At 65.3% G+C, this 19,163-nt stretch carries 15 protein-coding genes, 1 other RNA gene and 2 pseudogenes; 13 read left to right on the top strand and 5 right to left on the bottom strand.

Annotated features, from left to right (window positions below):
* The first annotated feature begins 63 nt into the window (after positions 1 to 63).
* The 3 genes and pseudogenes from ypfJ to ABIE58_RS08605 all read left to right on the top strand — a co-directional run.
* Positions 64 to 891, top strand: coding sequence for a KPN_02809 family neutral zinc metallopeptidase (ypfJ, locus tag ABIE58_RS08615; protein WP_354544292.1), 828 nt, complete (start codon positions 64 to 66; stop codon positions 889 to 891).
* Between the two features lie 6 nt (positions 892 to 897).
* Positions 898 to 1,383, top strand: a complete 486-nt coding sequence (locus ABIE58_RS08610; protein WP_354544291.1) for a phosphatase domain-containing protein — start codon at positions 898 to 900, stop codon at positions 1,381 to 1,383.
* A 396-nt stretch (positions 1,384 to 1,779) separates the two neighbouring features.
* Positions 1,780 to 1,968: pseudogene (locus ABIE58_RS08605) on the top strand (IS256 family transposase); the annotation flags it as partial.
* A 244-nt stretch (positions 1,969 to 2,212) separates the two neighbouring features.
* On the opposite strand, the gene ffs reads toward ABIE58_RS08605, so the two are convergent.
* Positions 2,213 to 2,309, bottom strand: an RNA gene (ffs, locus tag ABIE58_RS08600) — signal recognition particle sRNA small type.
* Positions 2,310 to 2,421: 112 nt separating this feature from the next.
* Positions 2,422 to 4,206 (bottom strand): annotated as a pseudogene (locus ABIE58_RS08595) (bifunctional 2',3'-cyclic-nucleotide 2'-phosphodiesterase/3'-nucleotidase); the annotation flags it as partial.
* 254 nt (positions 4,207 to 4,460) lie between these two features.
* On the opposite strand from ABIE58_RS08595, the gene nudC reads away from it, so the two are divergent.
* The 3 genes from nudC to ABIE58_RS08580 are packed head-to-tail and all read left to right on the top strand — an operon-like array spanning position 4,461 to position 6,868.
* Positions 4,461 to 5,432 carry an NAD(+) diphosphatase gene (gene nudC / locus ABIE58_RS08590; protein WP_354544290.1) on the top strand — a complete coding sequence of 324 codons (972 nt, stop codon included), beginning with the start codon at positions 4,461 to 4,463 and terminating at the stop codon, positions 5,430 to 5,432.
* Between the two features lie 51 nt (positions 5,433 to 5,483).
* Positions 5,484 to 5,957, top strand: coding sequence for an SRPBCC family protein (locus ABIE58_RS08585; protein WP_354544289.1), 474 nt, complete (start codon positions 5,484 to 5,486; stop codon positions 5,955 to 5,957).
* Positions 5,954 to 6,868 (top strand): AAC(3) family N-acetyltransferase, encoded by a 915-nt coding sequence (locus ABIE58_RS08580; RefSeq protein WP_354544288.1) that lies wholly within the window; start codon positions 5,954 to 5,956, stop codon positions 6,866 to 6,868. The genes ABIE58_RS08585 and ABIE58_RS08580 overlap by 4 nt, the downstream gene beginning before the upstream one ends.
* 131 nt (positions 6,869 to 6,999) lie before the next feature.
* On the opposite strand, the gene ABIE58_RS08575 is transcribed toward ABIE58_RS08580, so the two are convergent.
* Positions 7,000 to 7,842: a prephenate dehydratase gene (locus ABIE58_RS08575; protein WP_354544287.1), complete on the bottom strand. Its 843-nt coding sequence runs from the start codon at positions 7,840 to 7,842 to the stop codon at positions 7,000 to 7,002.
* Between the two features lie 134 nt (positions 7,843 to 7,976).
* Here ABIE58_RS08575 and ABIE58_RS08570 point away from each other — a divergent pair, with 134 nt between their 5' ends.
* The 5 genes from ABIE58_RS08570 to ABIE58_RS08550 all read left to right on the top strand — a co-directional run bounded on the left by ABIE58_RS08570 (position 7,977) and on the right by ABIE58_RS08550 (position 15,066).
* Positions 7,977 to 9,074, top strand: a complete 1,098-nt coding sequence (locus ABIE58_RS08570) for a c-type cytochrome (protein WP_354544286.1) — start codon at positions 7,977 to 7,979, stop codon at positions 9,072 to 9,074.
* Positions 9,075 to 9,222: 148 nt separating this feature from the next.
* Positions 9,223 to 11,157 carry an extracellular solute-binding protein gene (locus ABIE58_RS08565; protein ID WP_502950078.1) on the top strand — a complete coding sequence of 645 codons (1,935 nt, stop codon included), beginning with the start codon at positions 9,223 to 9,225 and terminating at the stop codon, positions 11,155 to 11,157.
* Positions 11,158 to 11,175: 18 nt separating this feature from the next.
* The gene (locus tag ABIE58_RS08560; protein WP_354544285.1) at positions 11,176 to 12,270 is read left to right on the top strand and encodes a microcin C ABC transporter permease YejB; all 1,095 of its coding nucleotides are present in this window, start codon (positions 11,176 to 11,178) and stop codon (positions 12,268 to 12,270) included.
* A 94-nt stretch (positions 12,271 to 12,364) separates the two neighbouring features.
* The gene (locus ABIE58_RS08555) at positions 12,365 to 13,471 is read left to right on the top strand and encodes an ABC transporter permease (protein WP_354544382.1); all 1,107 of its coding nucleotides are present in this window, start codon (positions 12,365 to 12,367) and stop codon (positions 13,469 to 13,471) included.
* Entirely contained in the window at positions 13,468 to 15,066 is a 1,599-nt protein-coding gene (locus ABIE58_RS08550) for an ABC transporter ATP-binding protein (RefSeq protein WP_354544284.1), read from the top strand. Before ABIE58_RS08555 ends, ABIE58_RS08550 begins: the two co-directional genes overlap by 4 nt.
* Before the next feature lie 4 nt (positions 15,067 to 15,070).
* On the opposite strand, the gene hemN is transcribed toward ABIE58_RS08550, so the two are convergent.
* Positions 15,071 to 16,426 carry an oxygen-independent coproporphyrinogen III oxidase gene (gene hemN, locus ABIE58_RS08545; protein WP_354544283.1) on the bottom strand — a complete coding sequence of 452 codons (1,356 nt, stop codon included), beginning with the start codon at positions 16,424 to 16,426 and terminating at the stop codon, positions 15,071 to 15,073.
* Positions 16,427 to 16,496: 70 nt separating this feature from the next.
* Between hemN and fnrL the strand changes: the two genes are divergently transcribed.
* Positions 16,497 to 17,243 carry a transcriptional regulator FnrL gene (fnrL, locus tag ABIE58_RS08540; protein WP_502950081.1) on the top strand — a complete coding sequence of 249 codons (747 nt, stop codon included), beginning with the start codon at positions 16,497 to 16,499 and terminating at the stop codon, positions 17,241 to 17,243.
* Positions 17,244 to 17,347: 104 nt separating this feature from the next.
* Positions 17,348 to 17,833, top strand: a complete 486-nt coding sequence (locus ABIE58_RS08535) for a hypothetical protein (protein ID WP_354544281.1) — start codon at positions 17,348 to 17,350, stop codon at positions 17,831 to 17,833.
* Between the two features lie 354 nt (positions 17,834 to 18,187).
* Here ABIE58_RS08535 and ABIE58_RS08530 read toward each other — a convergent pair whose 3' ends face one another.
* Positions 18,188 to 19,027, bottom strand: coding sequence for a universal stress protein (locus ABIE58_RS08530; protein WP_354544280.1), 840 nt, complete (start codon positions 19,025 to 19,027; stop codon positions 18,188 to 18,190).
* Positions 19,028 to 19,163: the final 136 nt, after the last annotated feature.

Genomic DNA, 19,163 nt, shown 5'->3' with positions numbered 1-19,163 from the left:
CGTCCACCTTGCTTTTTGCGGCGGGTGCGGCAAACATCCGCGCAGGTAACGGGGCGTATGGTCATGAGGTTGAGAGGGATCGGGCGCAGCCGCAATGTCGAGGACCGGCGCGGGCGTGGCGGCGGGGCGAAGATCGGCGGGTTCGGCCTGCTTGTGGTGCTGGCCATCGGCTATTTCGCGGGGATCGACGTGACGCCGCTTCTGCAAGGGCCGGGCGGTGCGCCGCAGGCCACGCGCGCGCCGAGTGCCGGAGAGGAGCGCGCCGCCGAATTCTCGGCGCGGGTTCTCGCCACGACCGAAGAGGTCTGGGCCGATGTCCTGCCCGCGCAGGCGGGGCAGGCGTATCGCCCGCCCATCCTTGTGCTGTATTCGGGGGTGACGCAAAGCCCCTGTGGCGGGGCCTCGGGGGCGAGCGGGCCGTTCTACTGCCCGGCGGATCGCAAGGCCTATCTAGATACCGAGTTTTTCGACACGCTGGCCCGGCAACTGGGCGCCAAGGGCGATTTCGCCGCCGCCTATGTCATCGCGCATGAGGTGGCGCACCATATCCAGAACGAGCTTGGTATCCTGCCCGAGGTCAACCGGATGCGGCAGGCGGTCGGCACGGCAGAGGCCAATGCCCTGACCGTGCGGCTGGAATTGCAGGCCGATTGCCTGTCGGGCGTCTGGGCGCGGGCGGTGGACGGGTTGCTGGAGCCGGGCGATCTGGAGGAGGCGCTCAATGCCGCGAAGATGATCGGCGATGATCATCTGCAACGCCGGGCGGGGCGGCAGCCCAATCCGCACAGTTTCACCCATGGCACCTCGGCGCAGCGGGCGCGCTGGTTCGCGCGCGGCTATGAGAGCGGCGAGATGGCGCGCTGCGACACGTTCGGGTCCGAGCGGCTCTGACACGCGATGAGCGGGTTCGTCATCCACGCGTTGCATGTCGGTGGCGGCACGCTGGCCCTGTCGCCGCTGCCGGGGGCGGGAGGGGACTATGCCGACGACATGGCGCATCTGGCGGACTGGAAACCGGCGCTGGTGATCTCGCTGACGACCGAGGCCGAGATGGTGGCGGTCGGGGCGGGCGATCTGGGCGTGCATGTGCAGGAGGCAGGCACGCGCTGGATCGGGGTGCCGGTGGCGGATTACGGCGTGCCGGACACGGCCCAAGCCGAGGATTGGGCGCGCGCGAGTGCCACCGCGCGCGCGGCGTTGGCGGGGGGCGGCCGGGTGCTGGTGCATTGCCGGGGCGGCTGCGGGCGTTCCGGCATGGCGGTGCTGCGGCTGATGATCGAGACGGGCGAGGACGGGCAAACGGCGCTGGCGCGGTTGCGTGCCCTGCGGCCCTGCGCGGTGGAGACCGACGCGCAGATGACATGGGCGATGGGGGGGAGGTGAGAGGCTGATATCGACCTGTGAATAGTAAAAACAATGCGTTATAGGTTTTTTGCAACCATGTAACCGCATTTGAAATGGACAGATGACGTTGCATCAAGGTGATTGGCTCAACGAGGAGATGCCGTGGTTTGCGGGCCTTCTGTCGGTTGGAACGATCTGCGCACCTGTGTGGTCTTGATACGCTTGGCGGATGGTGTCGCCTACCGCGTCGGGCGGTTTGGATCGGGAACGAGGGTGAGGCGCTGATGGCCGTGTCTCAACGGTTGGTGTCACAGGCCGCGCGCGGAGCCGTCGGCACAGCGCGAGCCGCGCGGCCGGTGGTGACGCTCGCGGCCACCGTCGATTTTCGGCAAAGGTTCGGGTTGCAGCACTCGAAGCCAAAGACGGAGATCGACGATGCCCGATGAGAGAATGGCACTGCTTGAGCTGGTTGATCAGCAGGCCGCTGGCGATCTTGTGTGCGGGATGCTGGCCTTTGCGGCGGATCGGATCATGGAATTCGATCGTAGGGAAAATAAGGTCGAGATGCGGACCGGCGCTGCCAAGGGCGCGCGCTCACCGCTCCGGGCAATTCAGCGCAACGGTTAGCAGAGTGAGCGCTTGGCGTTAATCGCCGTCCAGCGGGCTTCGCAGCTCTGTCTTGCCGATGAGTCCGCGCAGATCTTTTGGAACCACCAGTCGGGCGTTATAGCGCCCGTTGCGGTTCACCATGTTCCTGACTCTGCCCGCCATCATGATCAGCCTTTGTAACCAAAACTGTGATCTTCAAACGGCCAATACCCCCTGTTTGCAAAGGGCTTTTGTTTTCAACGGGTTCCGAGGGGTGAAGGGTGAGAGGCTGGACAACGACCCAAGCGAGGCTCGTTACGGCTGCTTCCTTCCGGATCTGACCGGGTTGGCGAGGTGCCTGCCCGCGCCAACCTCTCGAGCGGTCATATAGGCATCGGCGCGCGGATAGGCAAGGGCCTGCGTGCCGTCGAGCGGCAGGCGCAGATTTATGAACCCGGCATCGTCGAACCCGGTCTCGGTGGCCCCGAGGGCGGCGATCTCTTCGGGATAGGTGCGCAGGCCAGGGCCGGTGGCGAGCAGCGCCGAGGTGCCCGGCGGCATCGTGGCGAAACGCCAGGTCGCGCGGGGGGTGGGCGCGACGGTGCCCGCCGCCTCGATATGGGCGGCGAGGATATCGCGGATCGCGCGTTCGGAGCGATGGATGAGCGTGGTTTCGGCCAGCGCCTCGAACGGGCCGCCCCCCCAGGCGCGGTAGGAATTGGTGGCCACGGCAAAGCGGTCCTTGTCTGCGACCGGGCGACCCATGAAACGCAGATCGCGGATGCGCCGCGCGCCGGGGTCCGCGAGCCTGCCATTGAGGTCGTATCGGGCCGGTTCGGCGAGGTCGATGGCATAGCTCAGCCCGTCGATCACGTCGAAGACATGGCCCGGCACATCGCGGTTCAGCAGCGGCTGATCCGCTTGGCCCGGCACGATCCGGTTGAAACAGATCGCCGCGCGTTCGAGCCAGTCGCGCAGCCCCGCCCCGGTGACCAGAAGGCCGCAAAGCGTGTTGGGAAAGCCGTAGAGATCGGCGAGGTTGCGCAGGCGCAGCGGGCCTGCGGGGATATCCGTGTAATGGCCCGGCCCCCCCGGCCCGCCGGTGCGGAACGGGGCCGAGGCCGAGAGCACCGGCAGGCCGGCAGGGGCGGTGCCTGCAAGCGCCGTGGCAAGGGCCGCGCGCTGGGCGGCATTGACCAGCGCGAGGCCGGGATCGTCGCGCGCCAGCGCCAGATAGCTGTGCAGCGGCACGCGGCTATGCCCGAGCGGGCGCGCGGTGAGGCGCAGCGTATGGGCATGGGCGCGCGCCAATGCACGCGACAGGCGCGGGCAGGGCGGGGCGCTCGTGGCGGGGAGCAGCGCGGTGCGGTGGCCGGTGACGCGCCAGCCGTCGCGATCATGGGCAAGGTGCAGGTCGATCTGCCCCAGATGCGAGGCGCCAAAGCCGGGGTTGACGCAAGGCAGCCCGTGCAGCGTGCCGCGGGTAATGTCGGCCCCCGGTATGCGGGCGTCGGCGGCCTCGGGAAAGCGGCGGTGGCTGTGCCCGGCGATGAGCGCGTCAAGACCGGGCAGGCGCGCCAGCGCGCGGGCTGCATTCTCCATCATCGGCTGGTCCGGCCCGGCACCGATCCCGCTATGGGCCAGCGCGATCACGATATCGGCCCCGGCCCCCCGGATCGCGGGAAGCCAGGCGCGGGCGGTCTCGACCATGTCGCGCAGCGCCAGCCGCCCGGCGAGGTGGCCGTGATCCCAGGTCGCCGCCTGCGGCGGGGTAAGGCCGATCACGCCGATGCGGATATCGCGGGCCGCGCCGTTGTCGCCACAGAGCGTGCGATGCAGGATCGTGAAGGGCGGAAGAAACGCGGTATCGTCGCGCGGGCCATCGCCGAGGGCGCGCACGGCATTGGCGCAGACCAGCGGAAACCGCGCCTGCACCAGCGCGCCCTCGAGCCAGTCGAGACCGAAGTTGAATTCATGATTGCCGATCGTGGCCGCGTCATAGCCCATCTGGTTCATGGCGCGGATCACCGGGTGCCTGCCATGCCAGCCGCTGCCCGGCCGCGCGGTCAGATCGGTGAGCGCCGTGCCTTGCAGGAAATCGCCATTGTCGAGCAGCACGCAGTTGTTCGCCCCCGCCTCGGCGCGCGCACGCCGGATCAGCGTCGCCAGCCGCGTCAGCCCGGCGCGCGTATCCGCCTCGCAGGTGAAATAATCGAATGGCAGCAGGTGGCCGTGCACGTCGGACGTGGCAAGGATGCGCAGCGTGGTGCCCATGTGGTCGTGTGGCTGGGCGACGAGGGCTGAGGTCGACTGGAACACGGAGGATCACTCTGGATGGAGAAAAAATGCGGCGACTTGCCTTGTTTCTGACATAATCAAATCGAAGTCGATCTTAAGGTGCGGAAATATTTATTCAATACCGCAAAGGTTGATTTGCTGGATTGTGTTGAAATCGTGATCTGACCTCTTGCTGCTTGCCCTCTGGCCCGCGCCGGTGCCAGTAAGGGGCGGGCGCAAGGGAGGCCGGGATGCAGCGTGCGGAAGAGGTGACATTCGGGGGATCGGCGCTTGACCGGGCCGATGATCTGCGCGGCGACGAGGGGGCGCTGGCGGCGGCGCTTGGCGGTGGTCAGGCGCGCGCGGCGGTGATCTGGCGCGGTAAGCCGCTGCTGGCGGGGGCGGCGCTCGACACGCTGGCGATGCTGCCCGTGGATCACCCGGTGTTGCGCCGCTACAAGGTGCCGCCCATCCTGATCGGGCGCGACGAGGGCGGCCTTTTGCTCTTTGCCGTGGATATTTCCGTCTGGGTTCCGCCGGAGCTCGAGCCTGACCGGCTCGACAGCTTTCTCGATGCCTCCGAGCAGGTGCATCCCGACTTGTCTGAGGGTATGGTTTTTGCCGAGTTGCGCCGCGTGATGACGCGGCTCACCCCGCGCGATGCCGAGATCGCGGCCACCGCCAAGGCGATTTTCGGCTGGCATGAAAGCCACCGCCATTGCGCCCGCTGCGGCGCGAAAAGCCGGATGATCCGCGCGGGCTGGCAGCGCGCCTGCGACGCCTGCGGCGCGCAGCACTTCCCGCGCACCGACCCGGTGGCGATCATGCTGGTGACGCATGGCAATTCGGTGCTGATGGGGCGCTCTCCGGGCTGGCCCGAGGGGATGTATTCGCTGCTCGCGGGGTTTATCGAGCCGGGCGAGACGGTCGAGGCGGCGGTGCGCCGCGAGGTCTGGGAAGAGGCGGGCGTGCGCGTGGGCCGCGTCAGCTATCTGGCGAGCCAGCCGTGGCCGTTCCCTGCCTCGCTGATGCTTGGCTGTCACGGTGAGGCGCTGAGCCGCGAGATCACCATTGACCCACACGAGATCGAGGATGCGCGCTGGATGCGCCGCGAGGAGATCCTTGCCGCCTTCGCCGGCGAGCACCCCGAGATTCTGCCCGCGCGCGAAGGGGCGGTGGCACATTTCCTGCTCAGGAACTGGCTTGCCGACAGGCTCGATTGAGGCGAGAGTGGCGCGCGGGGCAGGGGTAACGGCGGCGATGCCGGAGGCAGGATGGACATGCAGTTCACGAGTAGGGAAGATATCGAGGCGCCGATCGACGAGGTCTTTGCCGAGATCACGGATTTCACGCGGTTCGAGCGCGGGGCGATGCGGCGCGGGGCCGAGGTGGCGCGCAGCGATGCGCAGGTGGAGCCGGGCGTGGGCATGGGCTGGCAGGTGCGGTTCAAGCTGCGCGGGCGGATGCGCGACGTGGCGTTGCGGCTGAGCGAATATGACCCGCCCAACGGCATCGTGATCGAGGCCGAGGCAAGCACCGTCGAGGCGGTCCTGCAGGTGGACCTCGTGGCGCTGAGCCGCGCGCGCACGCGGCTCAACGTCGATCTGAGCGTCACGCCCCGCAACCTGGCGGGGCGGCTTCTGGTGCAATCCATGAAGCTGGCGAAAGGCAAACTCGGCAAACGCTTCCGCCTGCGGGTGGCGGAATACGCGATGGATGTCGAAGAGCGCCACAAGCGCAGCGCGTGAGCCGGGGCGCGCGGATGGTGGTGTGTGGCAAGGGGGGATGCGGCGAGGGGCGGGTGGAGCCCATTTTGACGGATGTTGCATATGCAGAAATGGTGGTAATCAGGCGTATGGTTCCCGTATTTCATACCCAGGCAAGCCTTCTCAATGATCTAGTATCGCTCGGCGTTCGCGCGGGAGACGGACTATTTGTGCATGGCTCGATGAGTGCCATAGGCGCTACCGTCGGCGGTGCCCGGACAATTGTGGAAAGTCTTCTGGAAGCGGTCGGCGAAACAGGTCTGATAGGAATGCCCGGCTTCTCTTCTGATGCCTATTTCCCTTCCGGTGTTGATAGGTCCGGCTTGACCCAAGGCCAGATCACACGGATCGAAGATGCTGTTCCCGGCTTCGATGTCTTCAAGTCTCCGACGTTCGGTATGGGTGTCATTGCGGAGACTTTCAGAACCTGGCCCGGCACGCAGCGCAGCGACCACCCCGCTGTTTCGATCTGCCTTAACGGCAAGAATGCAAATGGCTTTCTTGAGGAACACAGCCTCGCTTGGGCGACCGGAGAGAAAACACCTCTGGGGAAGCTCCGTGACCGCCAGTCGATGAAGATCTTACTCGTTGGGGTTGGCTGGAACCGGTGCTCAGCACTTCATACCGCTGAAACCCTTGCAAAACACAGACGAACAAAGGCAAGGCGCTTCAAGAATGGTGGCCTAGACGGGTCGTGGATCGAAACGCCTGATGTAGCAGATGATATGAACCGGTTATTTCCGGCAGTTGGTGAGGCGTTTGAGAAGACCGGCGCTGTTTCGTTTGGAACATTCGGAGATGCCGACTGCAAAACATGTGATTTTCGACATCTCGTCGATTTCGCATCTGACTGGATCGACTACGCCAACAAACAAAGCGGTGACGTCAGCTAGACAAGCTTCGCTGTCCAGCGGCAGCTACGCCCCGCACCCGCCACCAAACACCCGCCTACCAAACAATATCCGCCACGCAGACACACCCGGCCAGCCCTCGGATGTGTCGGCCACGGGCGGCTCCGCCCTCGTCAGCCGTCGCCGTGGCGTCTCGGGTCGGCGGGGTAGACGCCGAGGATGGTGATGTCGGAGGTGAAGTAATCCAGCTCGTCGAGCGCGCGGGCCACGGCCGGGTCGTCGGGGTGGCCCTCGATATCGGCGTAGAACTGCGTCGCGGTGAACGAGCCGTTCACCATGTAGCTTTCGAGCTTGGTCATGTTGACGCCATTGGTGGCAAAGCCGCCCAGCGCCTTGTAGAGCGCGGCAGGGATGTTGCGCACCTGAAAGATGAAGGTGGTCATCATCCCGTCATCGCCACGCGGGGTGAAATCGGGCTCGCGCGCCATCACCAGAAACCGCGTGGTGTTGGTGCCCTGATCCTCGATATGGTGCGCGATCACGTCAAGGCCGTAGGTCTCGCCCGCAAGCTCGCTTGCGAGCGCCGCCATCGCGGGTTCTCCCGCCTCGGCCACCTGCCGCGCCGATCCGGCGGTGTCGGCACCGGTGACGCGGTGGATGCCATGACGCTCCAGGAAAGCGCGGCACTGGCCCAGCAGCATGGTGTGGCTCATCGCGCTCTCGATCTGGTCGAGCCGCACACCGGGCAGCGCGAGCAGGTTGATGTGCACGCGCACGAAGGCCTCGGCCACGATATGCAGCCCCGACGAGGGCAGCAGGTGATGGATGTCGGCGACGCGCCCGAAGGTCGAATTGTCCACCGGGACCATTGCCAGCCGCGCGCGGCCCTCGCGCACCGCTGCGATCGTGTCCTCGAAGGTGCGGCAGGGCAGCGCCTCCATCTCCGGATAGGTCTCGACGCAGGCCTGGTGCGAATAGGCCCCCGGCTCTCCCTGAAAGGCGATGCGGTCGGTCATCGTGAAACTCTGCCCCCTTCTGGCCCCGGTCGGGCGTTTGGTCGCGGAAACTATACCTTGCGAAGCGGTAGGGGAAGCGGATAGATACGCGCCCAAGCGACAGAGCGATGGGAAACGAGCCAATGTTCGACACGATGACACTGACCAAGGCCACAGGCGCGGTATGCGGCTCCCTGCTGGTCTTTCTCCTTGGGGGATGGGTGGCAGAGTCCATTTACTCCATGGGCGGCGGCCACGGCGGGGACCATGTGCAGGGCTATGTAATCGACACCGGCGCCGAAGAAGCGGCAGAGCCGGTGGACGAGGGCCCCGATCTCGCGGCGCTGTTCGCTGCGGCCGATCCCGCCAAGGGCGAGCGCGTGTTCAACAAGTGCAAGGCGTGTCACCAACTCGAAGACGGGGTCAATGGCGTCGGCCCGTATCTCTACAACGTGGTGGGCCGCGATGTGGGCGTGGTCGAGGGCTATGGCTATTCCGGAGCGCTGAGCGAGGCGGCGGATGTGTGGACCGCCGAAAACCTCTTTGCCTTTCTCGAGAACCCGGCGGGCTATGCGCCGGGCACCAGCATGGGCTTTGCCGGGCTTGGCAAGGCCGAGGACCGTGTCAACGTGATTGCCTATATCGACGGGGTGGATGGAAGCGATGATATCGTGATCGAAGCTGCCGCCGAGGAAGCCGCAGCAGAGGAAGCTCCCGCAGAAGAAGCCGCAGCAGCGGAAGCCGCAGCAGAGGCCCCTGCCGAGCAAGAGCCAGCAGCCGTGGAACCCGTAAAGGAAGCCACAGCCGAAGCCCCTGCCGAGCAGGCAGCCGAAGAGCCTGCCGCCGCAGCGCCCGAGGCCGCTGCAGAAGAGCCTGCCGCCGAAGCGACCGAGGCCGCCGCCGCAGAAGCACCTGCCGAGGGCGCGTTTGCCGCGCTTGTTGCCGCCGCCGACGTGGCCGAGGGAGAAAAGATTTTCCGCCGCTGCGCCGCCTGCCACGCGGTCGAGCAGGGCAAGAACAAGGTCGGCCCGTCGCTTTATGGCGTGGTCGGTCGCGATATTGCCAGCGCCGAGGGTTTCAACTATTCCGATGCGCTCAAGGGGCTGGAGGGGGAATGGACCGTCGACAAGCTGAGCGCCTGGATCGAGAACCCGCGCGGCTTTGCCCCCGGTAACCGGATGGGCTATCCGGGGCTCAAGGACGAGCAGGATCGCGCCAACGTGATCGGCTATCTGAAAAGCGTCGCGAACTGAGCCGCGACATGCGCAAACGGGGCCGCTGCCTGCACGGGCGGCGGCCCTTTGCATGTCTGCGCCCTTCTATGCTTGAACAAGCCGGGCGCGCCGCCTAGCTTGCGCTGCAAGGCGCGGGACAACGCGCGACATCCGACAGGAGGACGACATGAGCCACCCGCCGAAGGCCGGATTCCCCCTCAGCCGCCGTTTCGCGCTCAAGGGCATGGGCGCGCTCTTGTCTGCAAGCGCGCTACCTGCCTTTCTGCCCCGCCCCGCGTTGGCCAATGACGAGGAGATCATCCGCTCGCATGGCTATTCCTTTTTCGGTGATCTGAAATATCCCGCCGACTACCCGCATTTCGACTATGTGAACCCCGACGCGCCCAAGGGCGGCGAAATCTCGCTCTATGCGCCCGGCACGTTCGATTCGATGAACCCCTATTCGCGCAAGGGCCGCGCCGGGCGGCTGTCGTGGATGGTCTATGAGAGCCTCTTGGGCGGCTCCGAGGCGACCGGAGAGCCGTTGCCGGGGGACCGCTATAACGAGGGCTATGGCCTGCTCGCCGAGAGCCTCGAATATGACCGGGGCAAGACCTGGGTGATCTTTCATATGCGCCCCGAGGCGCGCTTTGCCGATGGCACGCCGGTCACGGCGCATGACGTGGTGTTCTCGCACAACCTGTTTCTGGATCAGGGTTTGCGCTCTTATGCCGAGGCGGTGCGGCGGCGGGTGCCGGGGGCCGAGGCGCTGGACGATCACACCGTGAGGTTCGAATTCGCGGAAGGCATCTCGCGCCGGTCGCTGATAGATCAGGTGGGCGGCACGCCGGTGTTTCCGCGCGCATGGTACGAGGCGACCGGCGCGCGGCTCGATGAGCCACGGCTGGAGGCGGCACCGGGCTCGGGCCCCTATCAGGTCAAGAGCTATGACGTGAACCGCAATATCGTCTACGAGCGCAACCCCGATTACTGGGGCTGGCACCTGCCGATCAATGTGGGACGGCACAATTTCGATACCATCCGCATCGAGTATTTCGCCGATGACAACGCAGCATTCGAGGCGTTCAAGGCGGGCATCTACACCTTCCGCCCCGAGGGCAATTCCAAGACCTGGGCCACCGGCTATGACTTTCCCGCCGTGCGGCAGGGGCACGTCGTGCGGGCGGAATTGCCCGACGGGCTGCCGCCGACGCCATCGGGATTCGTCTTTAACCTCGGTCGCGAGGTGCTCAAGGACAGGCGGGTGCGGCGGGCAATCGCGCTCGGGTTCAATTTCGAGTGGACCAACCAATCGCTGCAATACGGGTTGTTCAAGCAGCGCCATTCCTTCGTGCAGGACACGCCTTTGCAGGCCGAGGGGCAACCCGAGGGCGACGAACTGGCGCTGTTGAAATCGCTTGGCGATCTGGTGCCGCAAGAGATGCTGACCGAGCCGGCGGTGATGGCGCATAGCTCCGATCCCGACCGGCTCAACGACCGGCGCAACCTGCGCCGCGCGATGAAGCTGCTCGACGAGGCGGGCTGGCCGGTGGGCGACGATGGCAAGCGGCGCAATGCCAAGGGCGAGCGGCTGAGCATCGAGATTCCGCTCTCGGCGTCCGGTTCCGCCACCATGTCGGCGGTGGTCGAGAGTTTTGTGAGCAACCTGCAACTCATGGGGATCGACGCGCGTTTCGACAAGATCGACGCCGCGCAATACACCGCCCGCGAGCGCGACCGCGATTACGACATCATCTTCGACAGCTACGTGGCGTTTCTGGAGGCGGGCACCGGCCTGCATCAGCGTTACGGCAGTCAGGAGGCTGCGTTCAGCCTCTTCAACCCGGCGGGGCTGGCGAGCCCGCTGGTCGATGCGCTGATTGACCGGGCGCTGGAATCGACCACTCTGGAGGCGCAAAACGTCGCGCTGATGGCGCTCGACCGGGCCTTGCGCTATGAATTCTTCATGATTCCGACATGGTATCTCGACAAAAGCTGGGTCGCCTATTGGGATCAATATGCCCATCCCGATCCGCTGCCGCCCTATGCGACCGGCGTGCTCGATTTCTGGTGGTATGATACTGAGAAGGCCGCCGCGCTGCGGGCGGCGGGTGCCTTGTGAGCGGGGGGCGCGCCTGAGATGGGGGCCTATATCCTGCGGCGGCTGTTGCTGATCATCCCGACGCTGTTCGGGATCATGGTGATCAACTTCGCGCTGGTGCAATTCGTGCCCGGCGGCCCCGTGGAGCAGATGATCGCGCAGATGCAGGGGCAGGGCAACGTGTTCGAGAGCTTTGCAGGCTCAGGCTCGGATACCGGGCAGGACCTTGTCGGCGCAGCGGGGGGCAATGATCAATATCTTGGCGCGCGCGGGCTGCCGCCCGAACTCATCAAGGAGCTGGAGCAGCAATTCGGGCTGGATAAACCGCCGCTGGAGCGGTTCATGGGCATGATGTGGAACTATATGCGCCTTGATTTCGGCGAGAGCTATTTCCGCAAGATCGAGGTGCTCGATCTGGTGCTGGAAAAGATGCCTGTCTCGATCACGCTGGGGCTGTGGTCCACGCTCATCGCCTATATCGTGTCGATCCCGCTGGGCGTGGCCAAGGCGGTGCGGGATGGGACACGGTTTGATACATGGACATCCGCGCTTATCATCGTGGCCTATGCGATCCCGGCGTTTCTGTTCGCAATCATGCTGCTGGTGCTCTTCGCGGGGGGCAGTTATTTCCAGATCTTCCCGCTGCGCGGCCTCACCTCGGACAATTTCGAGCAGTTGAGCCTTTGGGGTAAGGTCGTGGATTACCTCTGGCATATCGCGCTGCCGGTGATCGCCTCGACCATCTCGGCCTTTGCCACGCTGACGCTTCTGACCAAGAACAGCTTTCTCGACGAGATCAAGAAACACTATGTAATGACCGCGCGCGCCAAGGGGCTGTCGGAACGCCGGGTGCTCTATGGCCATGTGTTCCGCAACGCCATGCTGATCGTGATCGCGGGCTTTCCGGCGGTGTTCATCGGGGTGTTTTTCGGCGGCTCGGTGCTGATCGAGACGATTTTCTCGCTCGACGGGCTGGGGCGGCTGGGGTTCGAGGCGGCGGTGGGGCGCGATTATCCGGTGATGTTCGGCACGCTGTTTCTGTTCGGGCTGATCGGGCTGGTGGTGGGTATCCTGTCGGACCTGATGTATGTGCTGGTCGATCCGCGCATCGATTTCGAGAAGCGGGAGGGCTGAGGATGGGCCGCGCATCATGGGGGCGCTGCCCCCGCCGCGCCTTTGGCGCGCCCCCCCCGGAATATTTCTGGCAAGATGAAGGGGTGGCGTCGTGATCCGGCTCTCGCCGCTCAACCAACGTCGCTGGCGCAATTTCCGCCGCAATGGCCGGGCGTTCTGGTCGCTGGTGATCTTTTCTGTGGTCTTCACCGTGACGCTTTGTGCCGAGTTCGTGGCCAATGACAAACCGATCCTGGTGCAGTATCGCGGCGAATTCTACATGCCGGTTTTCCGCTTCTATCCCGAGACGGCATTCGGCGGGGATTTCGAGACCGAGGCGATCTATCGTGACCCCGAGGTGCAATGCCTCATTGCCACCGGCGGGATGGATGCCTGTTTCGACGATCCCGAGGGCTTGATCGCGGATGCGGGCGACGGGGCGATCGACGGGGCAGAGATCGCGCGGGGTTGGGCGCTCTGGCCGCCGATCCCCTATAGCTACGACACGATCGTGGATCGCGACGGGGCGGCACCGCTGCCGCCCAATGCGCAGAACTGGCTGGGGACCGACGACACCAAGCGCGACGTGCTGGCGCGGGTGATCTATGGCTTTCGGCTGTCGGTGCTGTTCACGCTGATCGTGACGGCGCTATCGTCGGTGATCGGGATATTCGCGGGCGCGGTGCAGGGCTATTTTGGCGGCAAGACCGACCTGATCTTTCAGCGGATCATCGAGATATGGGCCTCGACCCCGCAGCTTTACGTGATCATCATCCTGTTCGCGATCCTGCCGCGCAGTTTCTGGCTGTTGGTGGTGATCACGGTGCTGTTCGGTTGGATGGCGCTTGTGGGGGTGGTGCGGGCCGAGTTCCTGCGCGCGCGCAATCTGGAATATGTCCGCGCGGCCAAGGCGCTGGGGGTGGGCAATGTCACCATCATGTTCCGCCACATGCTGCCCAATGCGATGGTGGCGACGCTGACGATGCTGCCTTTCGTCATCACCGGCACGATTTCCCTGCTGGCGGGCTTGGATTTTCTGGGCTTCGGGCTGCCGTCCTCGTCCCCGTCGCTGGGCGAGTTGACGCTTCAGGCCAAGCAGAACCTGCAAGCGCCGTGGCTCGCGTTTACCGCGTTTTTCGCCTTTGCGATCATGCTGTCGCTGCTTGTTTTCATCTTCGAGGGCGTGCGCGACGCGTTCGATCCCAGAAAGACCTTCCAATGAGCGTGCTCGAAGTGCGCGATCTGCGCGTGAGTTTCCGGCAGGACGGGCAGGTGATCCCGGCGGTCAGGGGCGTGTCGTTCAGCGTGGACCGGGGCGAGACGGTGGCGCTGGTGGGCGAGAGCGGCTCGGGCAAATCGGTTACGGCGCTCTCGACGGTGTCGCTTCTGGGGGCCTCGGCCGAGGTTTCGGGCAGCGTGACCTATGCCGGGCGCGAGATGATCGGCGCGGATGACCGGCGGCTGCGGCAGGTGCGCGGCAACGATATCAGCTTTATCTTTCAGGAGCCGATGACCTCGCTCAACCCGCTCCACACGCTGGAAAAGCAGTTGCGCGAGAGCCTTGAGCTGCATCAGGGGCTGACCGGCGAGGCGGCGCGCGGGCGTATTGTGGAGCTGTTGGAGCGGGTGGGGATACGCGAGGCGGCAAGCCGTCTGGGGGCCTATCCGCATCAGTTATCCGGCGGGCAGCGGCAGCGGGTGATGATCGCCATGGCGCTCGCGAACAAGCCCGATATCCTGATCGCGGATGAGCCGACCACCGCGCTTGACGTGACGATTCAGGCGCAGATTCTGGAGCTGCTGGCCAATCTCAAGCGCGACGAGGGGATGGGACTTTTGTTCATCACGCATGATCTGGGGATCGTGCAGCGTATCGCGGACCGGGTCTGCGTGATGAAGGATGGCGAGATTGTCGAGGCGGGGCCGGTGGCCGAGGTCTTCGCCGCGCCGAAACACGCCTATACCCGCAAGCTTCTGTCGGCGCAGGCTGTGGGCGTGCCCGCGCCGGTGCCCGAGGGCGCGCCGGTGGTGGTGGAAACCGATCATTTGCGGGTGTGGTTCCCGATCCAGAAAGGGTTTCTCAAACGCACCGTGGGGCATGTGAAAGCGGTAAACGAGGCCACGCTGAGCGTGCGCGCGGGCGAGACGCTGGGGATCGTGGGCGAGTCCGGCTCTGGCAAGACCACGCTGGCGCTGGCGATCATGCGGCTCATTGCCTCCGAGGGCGGTATCCGCTTTGCGGGCGAGGATGTGAACGGCTGGTCCACGCGGGAATTGCGCCGTCGCCGGGCGGAAATGCAGATCGTGTTTCAAGACCCGTTCGGCAGCCTTAGCCCCCGCATGACCTGTGCGCAGATCATCGCCGAGGGGCTGGGCGTGCATGGCAATCCCGATGGGCGACCGGTGCGCGATCTGGTGGGTGAGGTGATGGACGAGGTGGGGCTGAACCCCGCCATGATGGACCGCTACCCGCATGAATTTTCCGGCGGGCAGCGGCAGCGCATCGCCATTGCCCGCGCCATGATCCTGCGCCCCAAGCTGGTGGTGCTCGATGAGCCGACAAGCGCGCTTGATATGACGGTGCAGGTGCAGATCGTCGATCTGCTGCGCGATTTACAGATGAAATACGGGCTGGCCTATCTGTTCATCAGCCATGACCTGCATGTCGTGCGCGCGATGAGCCACCGGGTGCTGGTGATGAAAGAGGGCGACGTGATCGAGGCGGGCGAGGCCGAGGCGCTGTTCACCGCCCCGCAGACCGACTATGCGCGCACGCTTCTGGCTGCGTCGCTGGAGGGGCGGGCGGGGGGCGCATAGCGCCTCAGATTGCCGAACTGTGGCCCTGTTCGTCCATCTCGTAGGCGTCGATGTCGCGCGCGATCATGCGGGTGAGCGGGCGCGCCGCCGACGGGATGAAAAGGCCGCCCTCGTCGAGATGCAGGTGGCCGTCAAAGGCGCGCGCAGTCTGTGACAAGAGCGCGTGCAGCGCCTCGGGTGTAATGTCGAAATCGCGCGTGATCGCGCCCGCGTCGATGCGGAAATCGCACATCAGCATTTCGATCATTCGGCCCCGCAGGCGATCCTCGGCGGTGAAGACATGGCCACGGGTGGTGGAAAACCGCCCGTCGCGAATCGCCGCCGTATGCGCGCCGGTGGCCGGTGCGTTCTGCGCGTAGCCTTGCGGAAAGCGCGAGATCGACGAGGCCCCGAGCCCGATCAGCACCTCCGACGTGTCGTCGGTATAGCCCTGGAAATTGCGGCGCAGGCGACCGGCCTTTTGCGCCACGCTCAGCCCGTCATCGGGGGTGGCGAAATGGTCGATGCCGATCTCGTCATAGCCATCCCAGAGAAACAAACGCCGCGCGGTGTCAAAGAGCGCGAGGCGTTCCTGCGGGGTGGGCAGCGCATCCGAGGGGATCATCTGCTGGCGCTTGGCCATCCACGGCACATGGGCATAGCCATAAAGCGCCACCCGGTCGGGATTGAGCGAGAGCAGCTTTTGCACGCTCTCGGTCATCCGTGCCTTGGTCTGGTGCGGCAGGCCGTAGAGGATATCGGCGTTGAGGCTGGCCACGCCGCGGGCGCGGATTTCCTCTGCCGCGTCGCGGGTGATGTCATAGCTTTGCAGGCGGCCGATGGTTTTCTGGATCTCCTCGTCGAAATCCTGCACTCCGATGGAGGCGCGGTTCATCCCCGCCGCCGCGAGCGCGTCGAGGCGCGACCCGTCGATCTCGCTCGGGTCGATCTCGACCGAGAATTCGGTGGCCTCGGTAAAGGGTGCGATATCGCGAATCGCCCCGGCCAGTTCCGACATCATCGCCGGTTGCAAGAGCGTCGGCGTGCCGCCGCCCCAATGCAGCCGCGAGAGCCGCACGCCCGCAGGCAGCAGGCGGCCCAGCATCGCGATCTCGGTCTTGAGCGTTTCGAGATAGGCGATCACCGGCGCGTCCGATTGCGTGCCCTGGGTGCGGCAGGCGCAGAACCAGCACAGCCTGCGGCAGAAGGGCACATGCACATAGAGCGATATCTCGGACCCTTCCGGGATCGCGGCGATCCAGTCGGTAAAATCCCCGGCCCCGACCGCGCGCCCGAAATGAGGCGCGGTCGGGTAGCTTGTGTAGCGCGGAACCTTGGCGTCAAAAAGACCCAGGCGGGCGAGTTCGGTTTGCGTATCCATACCCCAGAGCCTACAATCGCAAAAACAGGAATCCTTGACTCAGATCAATCCGTGGGTGGCAAACTTGGCAATCAGCGAAAAAATCACGCACTGCGCACCCGTGGACTGTGGCGACTGTCCGATCCGCCACCGCGCCGTGTGTGCGCGCTGCGAGAGCGAGGAACTCGAACTTCTCGAACAGATCAAGTATTACCGCAATTTCGAGGCGGGGCAGACGGTGATCTGGTCGGGCGACCAGATGGATTTCGTGGCCTCGGTTGTGTCGGGGATCGCCACGCTGACGCAGACGATGGAGGACGGGCGCACGCAGATGGTGGGTCTGCTTTTGCCCAGCGATTTCGTGGGCCGTCCGGGGCGCGAGCACGCCGCCTATAACGTGGTGGCCACCTCGGACATGGTGATGTGCTGTTTTCGCCGCAAGCCGTTCGAGCAGATGATGATGCGCACGCCGCATATCGCGCAGCGGCTGCTGGAGATGACGCTCGACGAGCTTGATGCCGCGCGCGAATGGATGCTGGTGCTGGGGCGCAAGACCGCGCGGGAAAAGATCGCCTCGCTGATCGCGATCATCGCGCGGCGCGATGCGACGCTCAGTCAGCAGGGGGCGCGTGGTCCGGTGGTGCTCGACCTACCGCTGACGCGCGAGGCGATGGCCGATTACCTCGGCCTCACGCTGGAAACCGTGAGCCGTCAGGTCTCGGCGTTGAAGAAGGACGGGGTGATTTCGCTCGAAGGCAAGCGCCGCGTGACCATCCCCGACATGGGCCGCCTGCTCGACGAGGCGGGCGATGACAGCGATGGCGGGATGTTGGCCTGATACTGGCCATGACGCGGGTGTGATCGGGCATCCGTCGGCGGCCTGTTCAGGTCATGCCTGTTTCAGCATAGCATTCCCCCGGTCAGGATAATTGGAGATGCACGATGACGAAATCCGGCAAACGTCGTAAGGCGACCGGGGCACAGCCGCAGGGCAAGCCCGCTTCCCGTCTGTCGCGGCGGGCGCTTCTTGCTCGGGTCGGGATCGGTGCCGTGGGGGTGGGTGCGCTGGGCGCGGCTGGCCTCTTGGGGGTACACAAGGCGCAGGCCATCACCGCCGAGCACGACCTGAGCCGCCTTGGCCAGGGGGTTCCGGTGGTGGTGCAGGTGCACGATCCGCAATGCCCGGTCTGCAACGCGCTGCAAGACGAGACGCGGGCCGCGCTGCGCGATTTCAAGGGCGGCGAGGTGCTTTACCTCATCGCGAATATCCGCACATCTGAGGGCACGGCCTTTGCCACCCGCCACGCCGTGCCGCATGTGACGCTGCTTTTGTTCGACGGCGCGGGCCGCCTGCGCGATACGCTGCGCGGGCCGCATCAGGCGGATGAGTTGCGCCCGATCTTTGCCCGGCTGGCGCGGCGGGGATAGCGTCCGGTATTTGCGAGATACTGCCCGAGGATGACTTGGCCTGCCATGCAGCGATGCGCGGCGGCAGAGGTTTTGAATGGCCTGTTGCTGCCATTCGATATAATGTGACGAGCCGCGCGAGTGCCCGACCGCGGGTGGGCGCTGCAACGGTTTTGGTGGGAGATTTATGGTGCCAAATACTTGAACGACTGTGCGGGATGCCACGTTGCAGAAGCGCCCGCCCGTCCGGGCGGTCGGGCGCTCGCGCGGCGGCGTGCAAGCACGCCTTGACTCCGCGCGGGAGACAGGGGGCGAACGTCCCCTCAAGGCCGCCAACTGCCGAACACCGGGTTGCCACCCCGCCCCGTCCGGGCCTCAATGCGCCATGAAAACCGGCACCGTGGCCTGTTCCAGCATGTAGCGCGTGGCCCCGCCAAAGATCGCCTCGCGGAACCGCGAATGGCCGTAGGCACCCATCACCACCATATCGGCATCCATGTCGGTGACATGGCGCAAGAGCACGTCCGAGACGCGCGGCAGCGAGCGCGACAGCACGTCGATCTCGGTCTTGACGCCGTGGCGCGCAAGATATTGCGCGACCAGCCCGCCGGGATCAGAGCGGTTTGGCCCGTGGGTGGGTGGGTCGATCACCACGATATGCACGACCTCGGCACTGCGCATGAGCGGCAGCGCGGCCCGCGCGGCGGTCAGCGCCTCGGTGCTTTCGTTCCAGCCCAGCAGGATGCGTTTGGGCGCGGCAGAGGGCGCCTGCCCGGTGGGCGCGATGAGCACCGGCGTGCGCCCCTCGAAAAGCGCCGCCTCGGTCAAGGCCTCAAGCTCGGCCCCGCGTCCCTCGCCATAGGGCTGCGGCAAAGTGACCAGATCGGCAAACCGCGCGCGTGCGGCAACGTGCCGCCCGATATCGGCAAGCTGCGCCACGCCCTTTTCGGCGGCCCAGCGGATCGTGGCCCCGCCAAGGCGTTCGCGCGCCAGGCTGTCGATTTCCTCTGCCTCGTCCTGCGCGCGGGTGATCGTTTCCTGCAACACCACGGCGCTTGCGCCGGCGTAATAATACCCGGTCTGGCTTCGGTCCACGCCAAGGCAGAGCACATCGAGATGGGCATCATTGGCCTCGGCCACGGCGGTGGCATGGGTGAGGGTCTCATCGACCAGCGCGGGGTCGGTCAGGACCGTGAATAGGCTGTTATAGGTCATTGTTCGTTTCCCTGAAGTCGCTTCGATAGAGATACACTAGGCGCATCGCGGGGCAGGGCGCATTGACGCGGATCAAGCGATGGCGCGTGCTGTTTTGACACAGATCAAGGTTTGTTGACTTGGTCCCTCGCATTAA

The organism is Roseovarius sp. MBR-78, assembly GCF_040547535.1.
GTDB lineage: Bacteria > Pseudomonadota > Alphaproteobacteria > Rhodobacterales > Rhodobacteraceae > Roseovarius.
Note: the sequence above shows the minus strand (reverse complement) of the source record. Positions and strands in the feature narration are given on the sequence as shown.

Excerpts from the sequence above, each read along its gene's own strand:
- ABIE58_RS08550 (WP_354544284.1), top strand. The coding sequence starts at position 13,468 with ATGAGCGTGCTCGAAGTGCGCGATCTGCGCGTGAGTTTCCGGCAGGAC.
- ABIE58_RS08585 (WP_354544289.1), top strand. The coding sequence starts at position 5,484 with ATGGACATGCAGTTCACGAGTAGGGAAGATATCGAGGCGCCGATCGAC.
- ABIE58_RS08560 (WP_354544285.1), top strand. The coding sequence starts at position 11,176 with ATGGGGGCCTATATCCTGCGGCGGCTGTTGCTGATCATCCCGACGCTG.
- ABIE58_RS08535 (WP_354544281.1), top strand. The coding sequence starts at position 17,348 with ATGACGAAATCCGGCAAACGTCGTAAGGCGACCGGGGCACAGCCGCAG.
- hemN (WP_354544283.1), bottom strand. The coding sequence starts at position 16,426 with ATGGATACGCAAACCGAACTCGCCCGCCTGGGTCTTTTTGACGCCAAG.
- nudC (WP_354544290.1), top strand. The coding sequence starts at position 4,461 with ATGCAGCGTGCGGAAGAGGTGACATTCGGGGGATCGGCGCTTGACCGG.
- ABIE58_RS08570 (WP_354544286.1), top strand. The coding sequence starts at position 7,977 with ATGACACTGACCAAGGCCACAGGCGCGGTATGCGGCTCCCTGCTGGTC.
- ABIE58_RS08565 (WP_502950078.1), top strand. The coding sequence starts at position 9,223 with ATGAGCCACCCGCCGAAGGCCGGATTCCCCCTCAGCCGCCGTTTCGCG.
- ABIE58_RS08610 (WP_354544291.1), top strand. The coding sequence starts at position 898 with ATGAGCGGGTTCGTCATCCACGCGTTGCATGTCGGTGGCGGCACGCTG.
- ypfJ (WP_354544292.1), top strand. The coding sequence starts at position 64 with ATGAGGTTGAGAGGGATCGGGCGCAGCCGCAATGTCGAGGACCGGCGC.
- ABIE58_RS08575 (WP_354544287.1), bottom strand. The coding sequence starts at position 7,842 with ATGACCGACCGCATCGCCTTTCAGGGAGAGCCGGGGGCCTATTCGCAC.
- ABIE58_RS08530 (WP_354544280.1), bottom strand. The coding sequence starts at position 19,027 with ATGACCTATAACAGCCTATTCACGGTCCTGACCGACCCCGCGCTGGTC.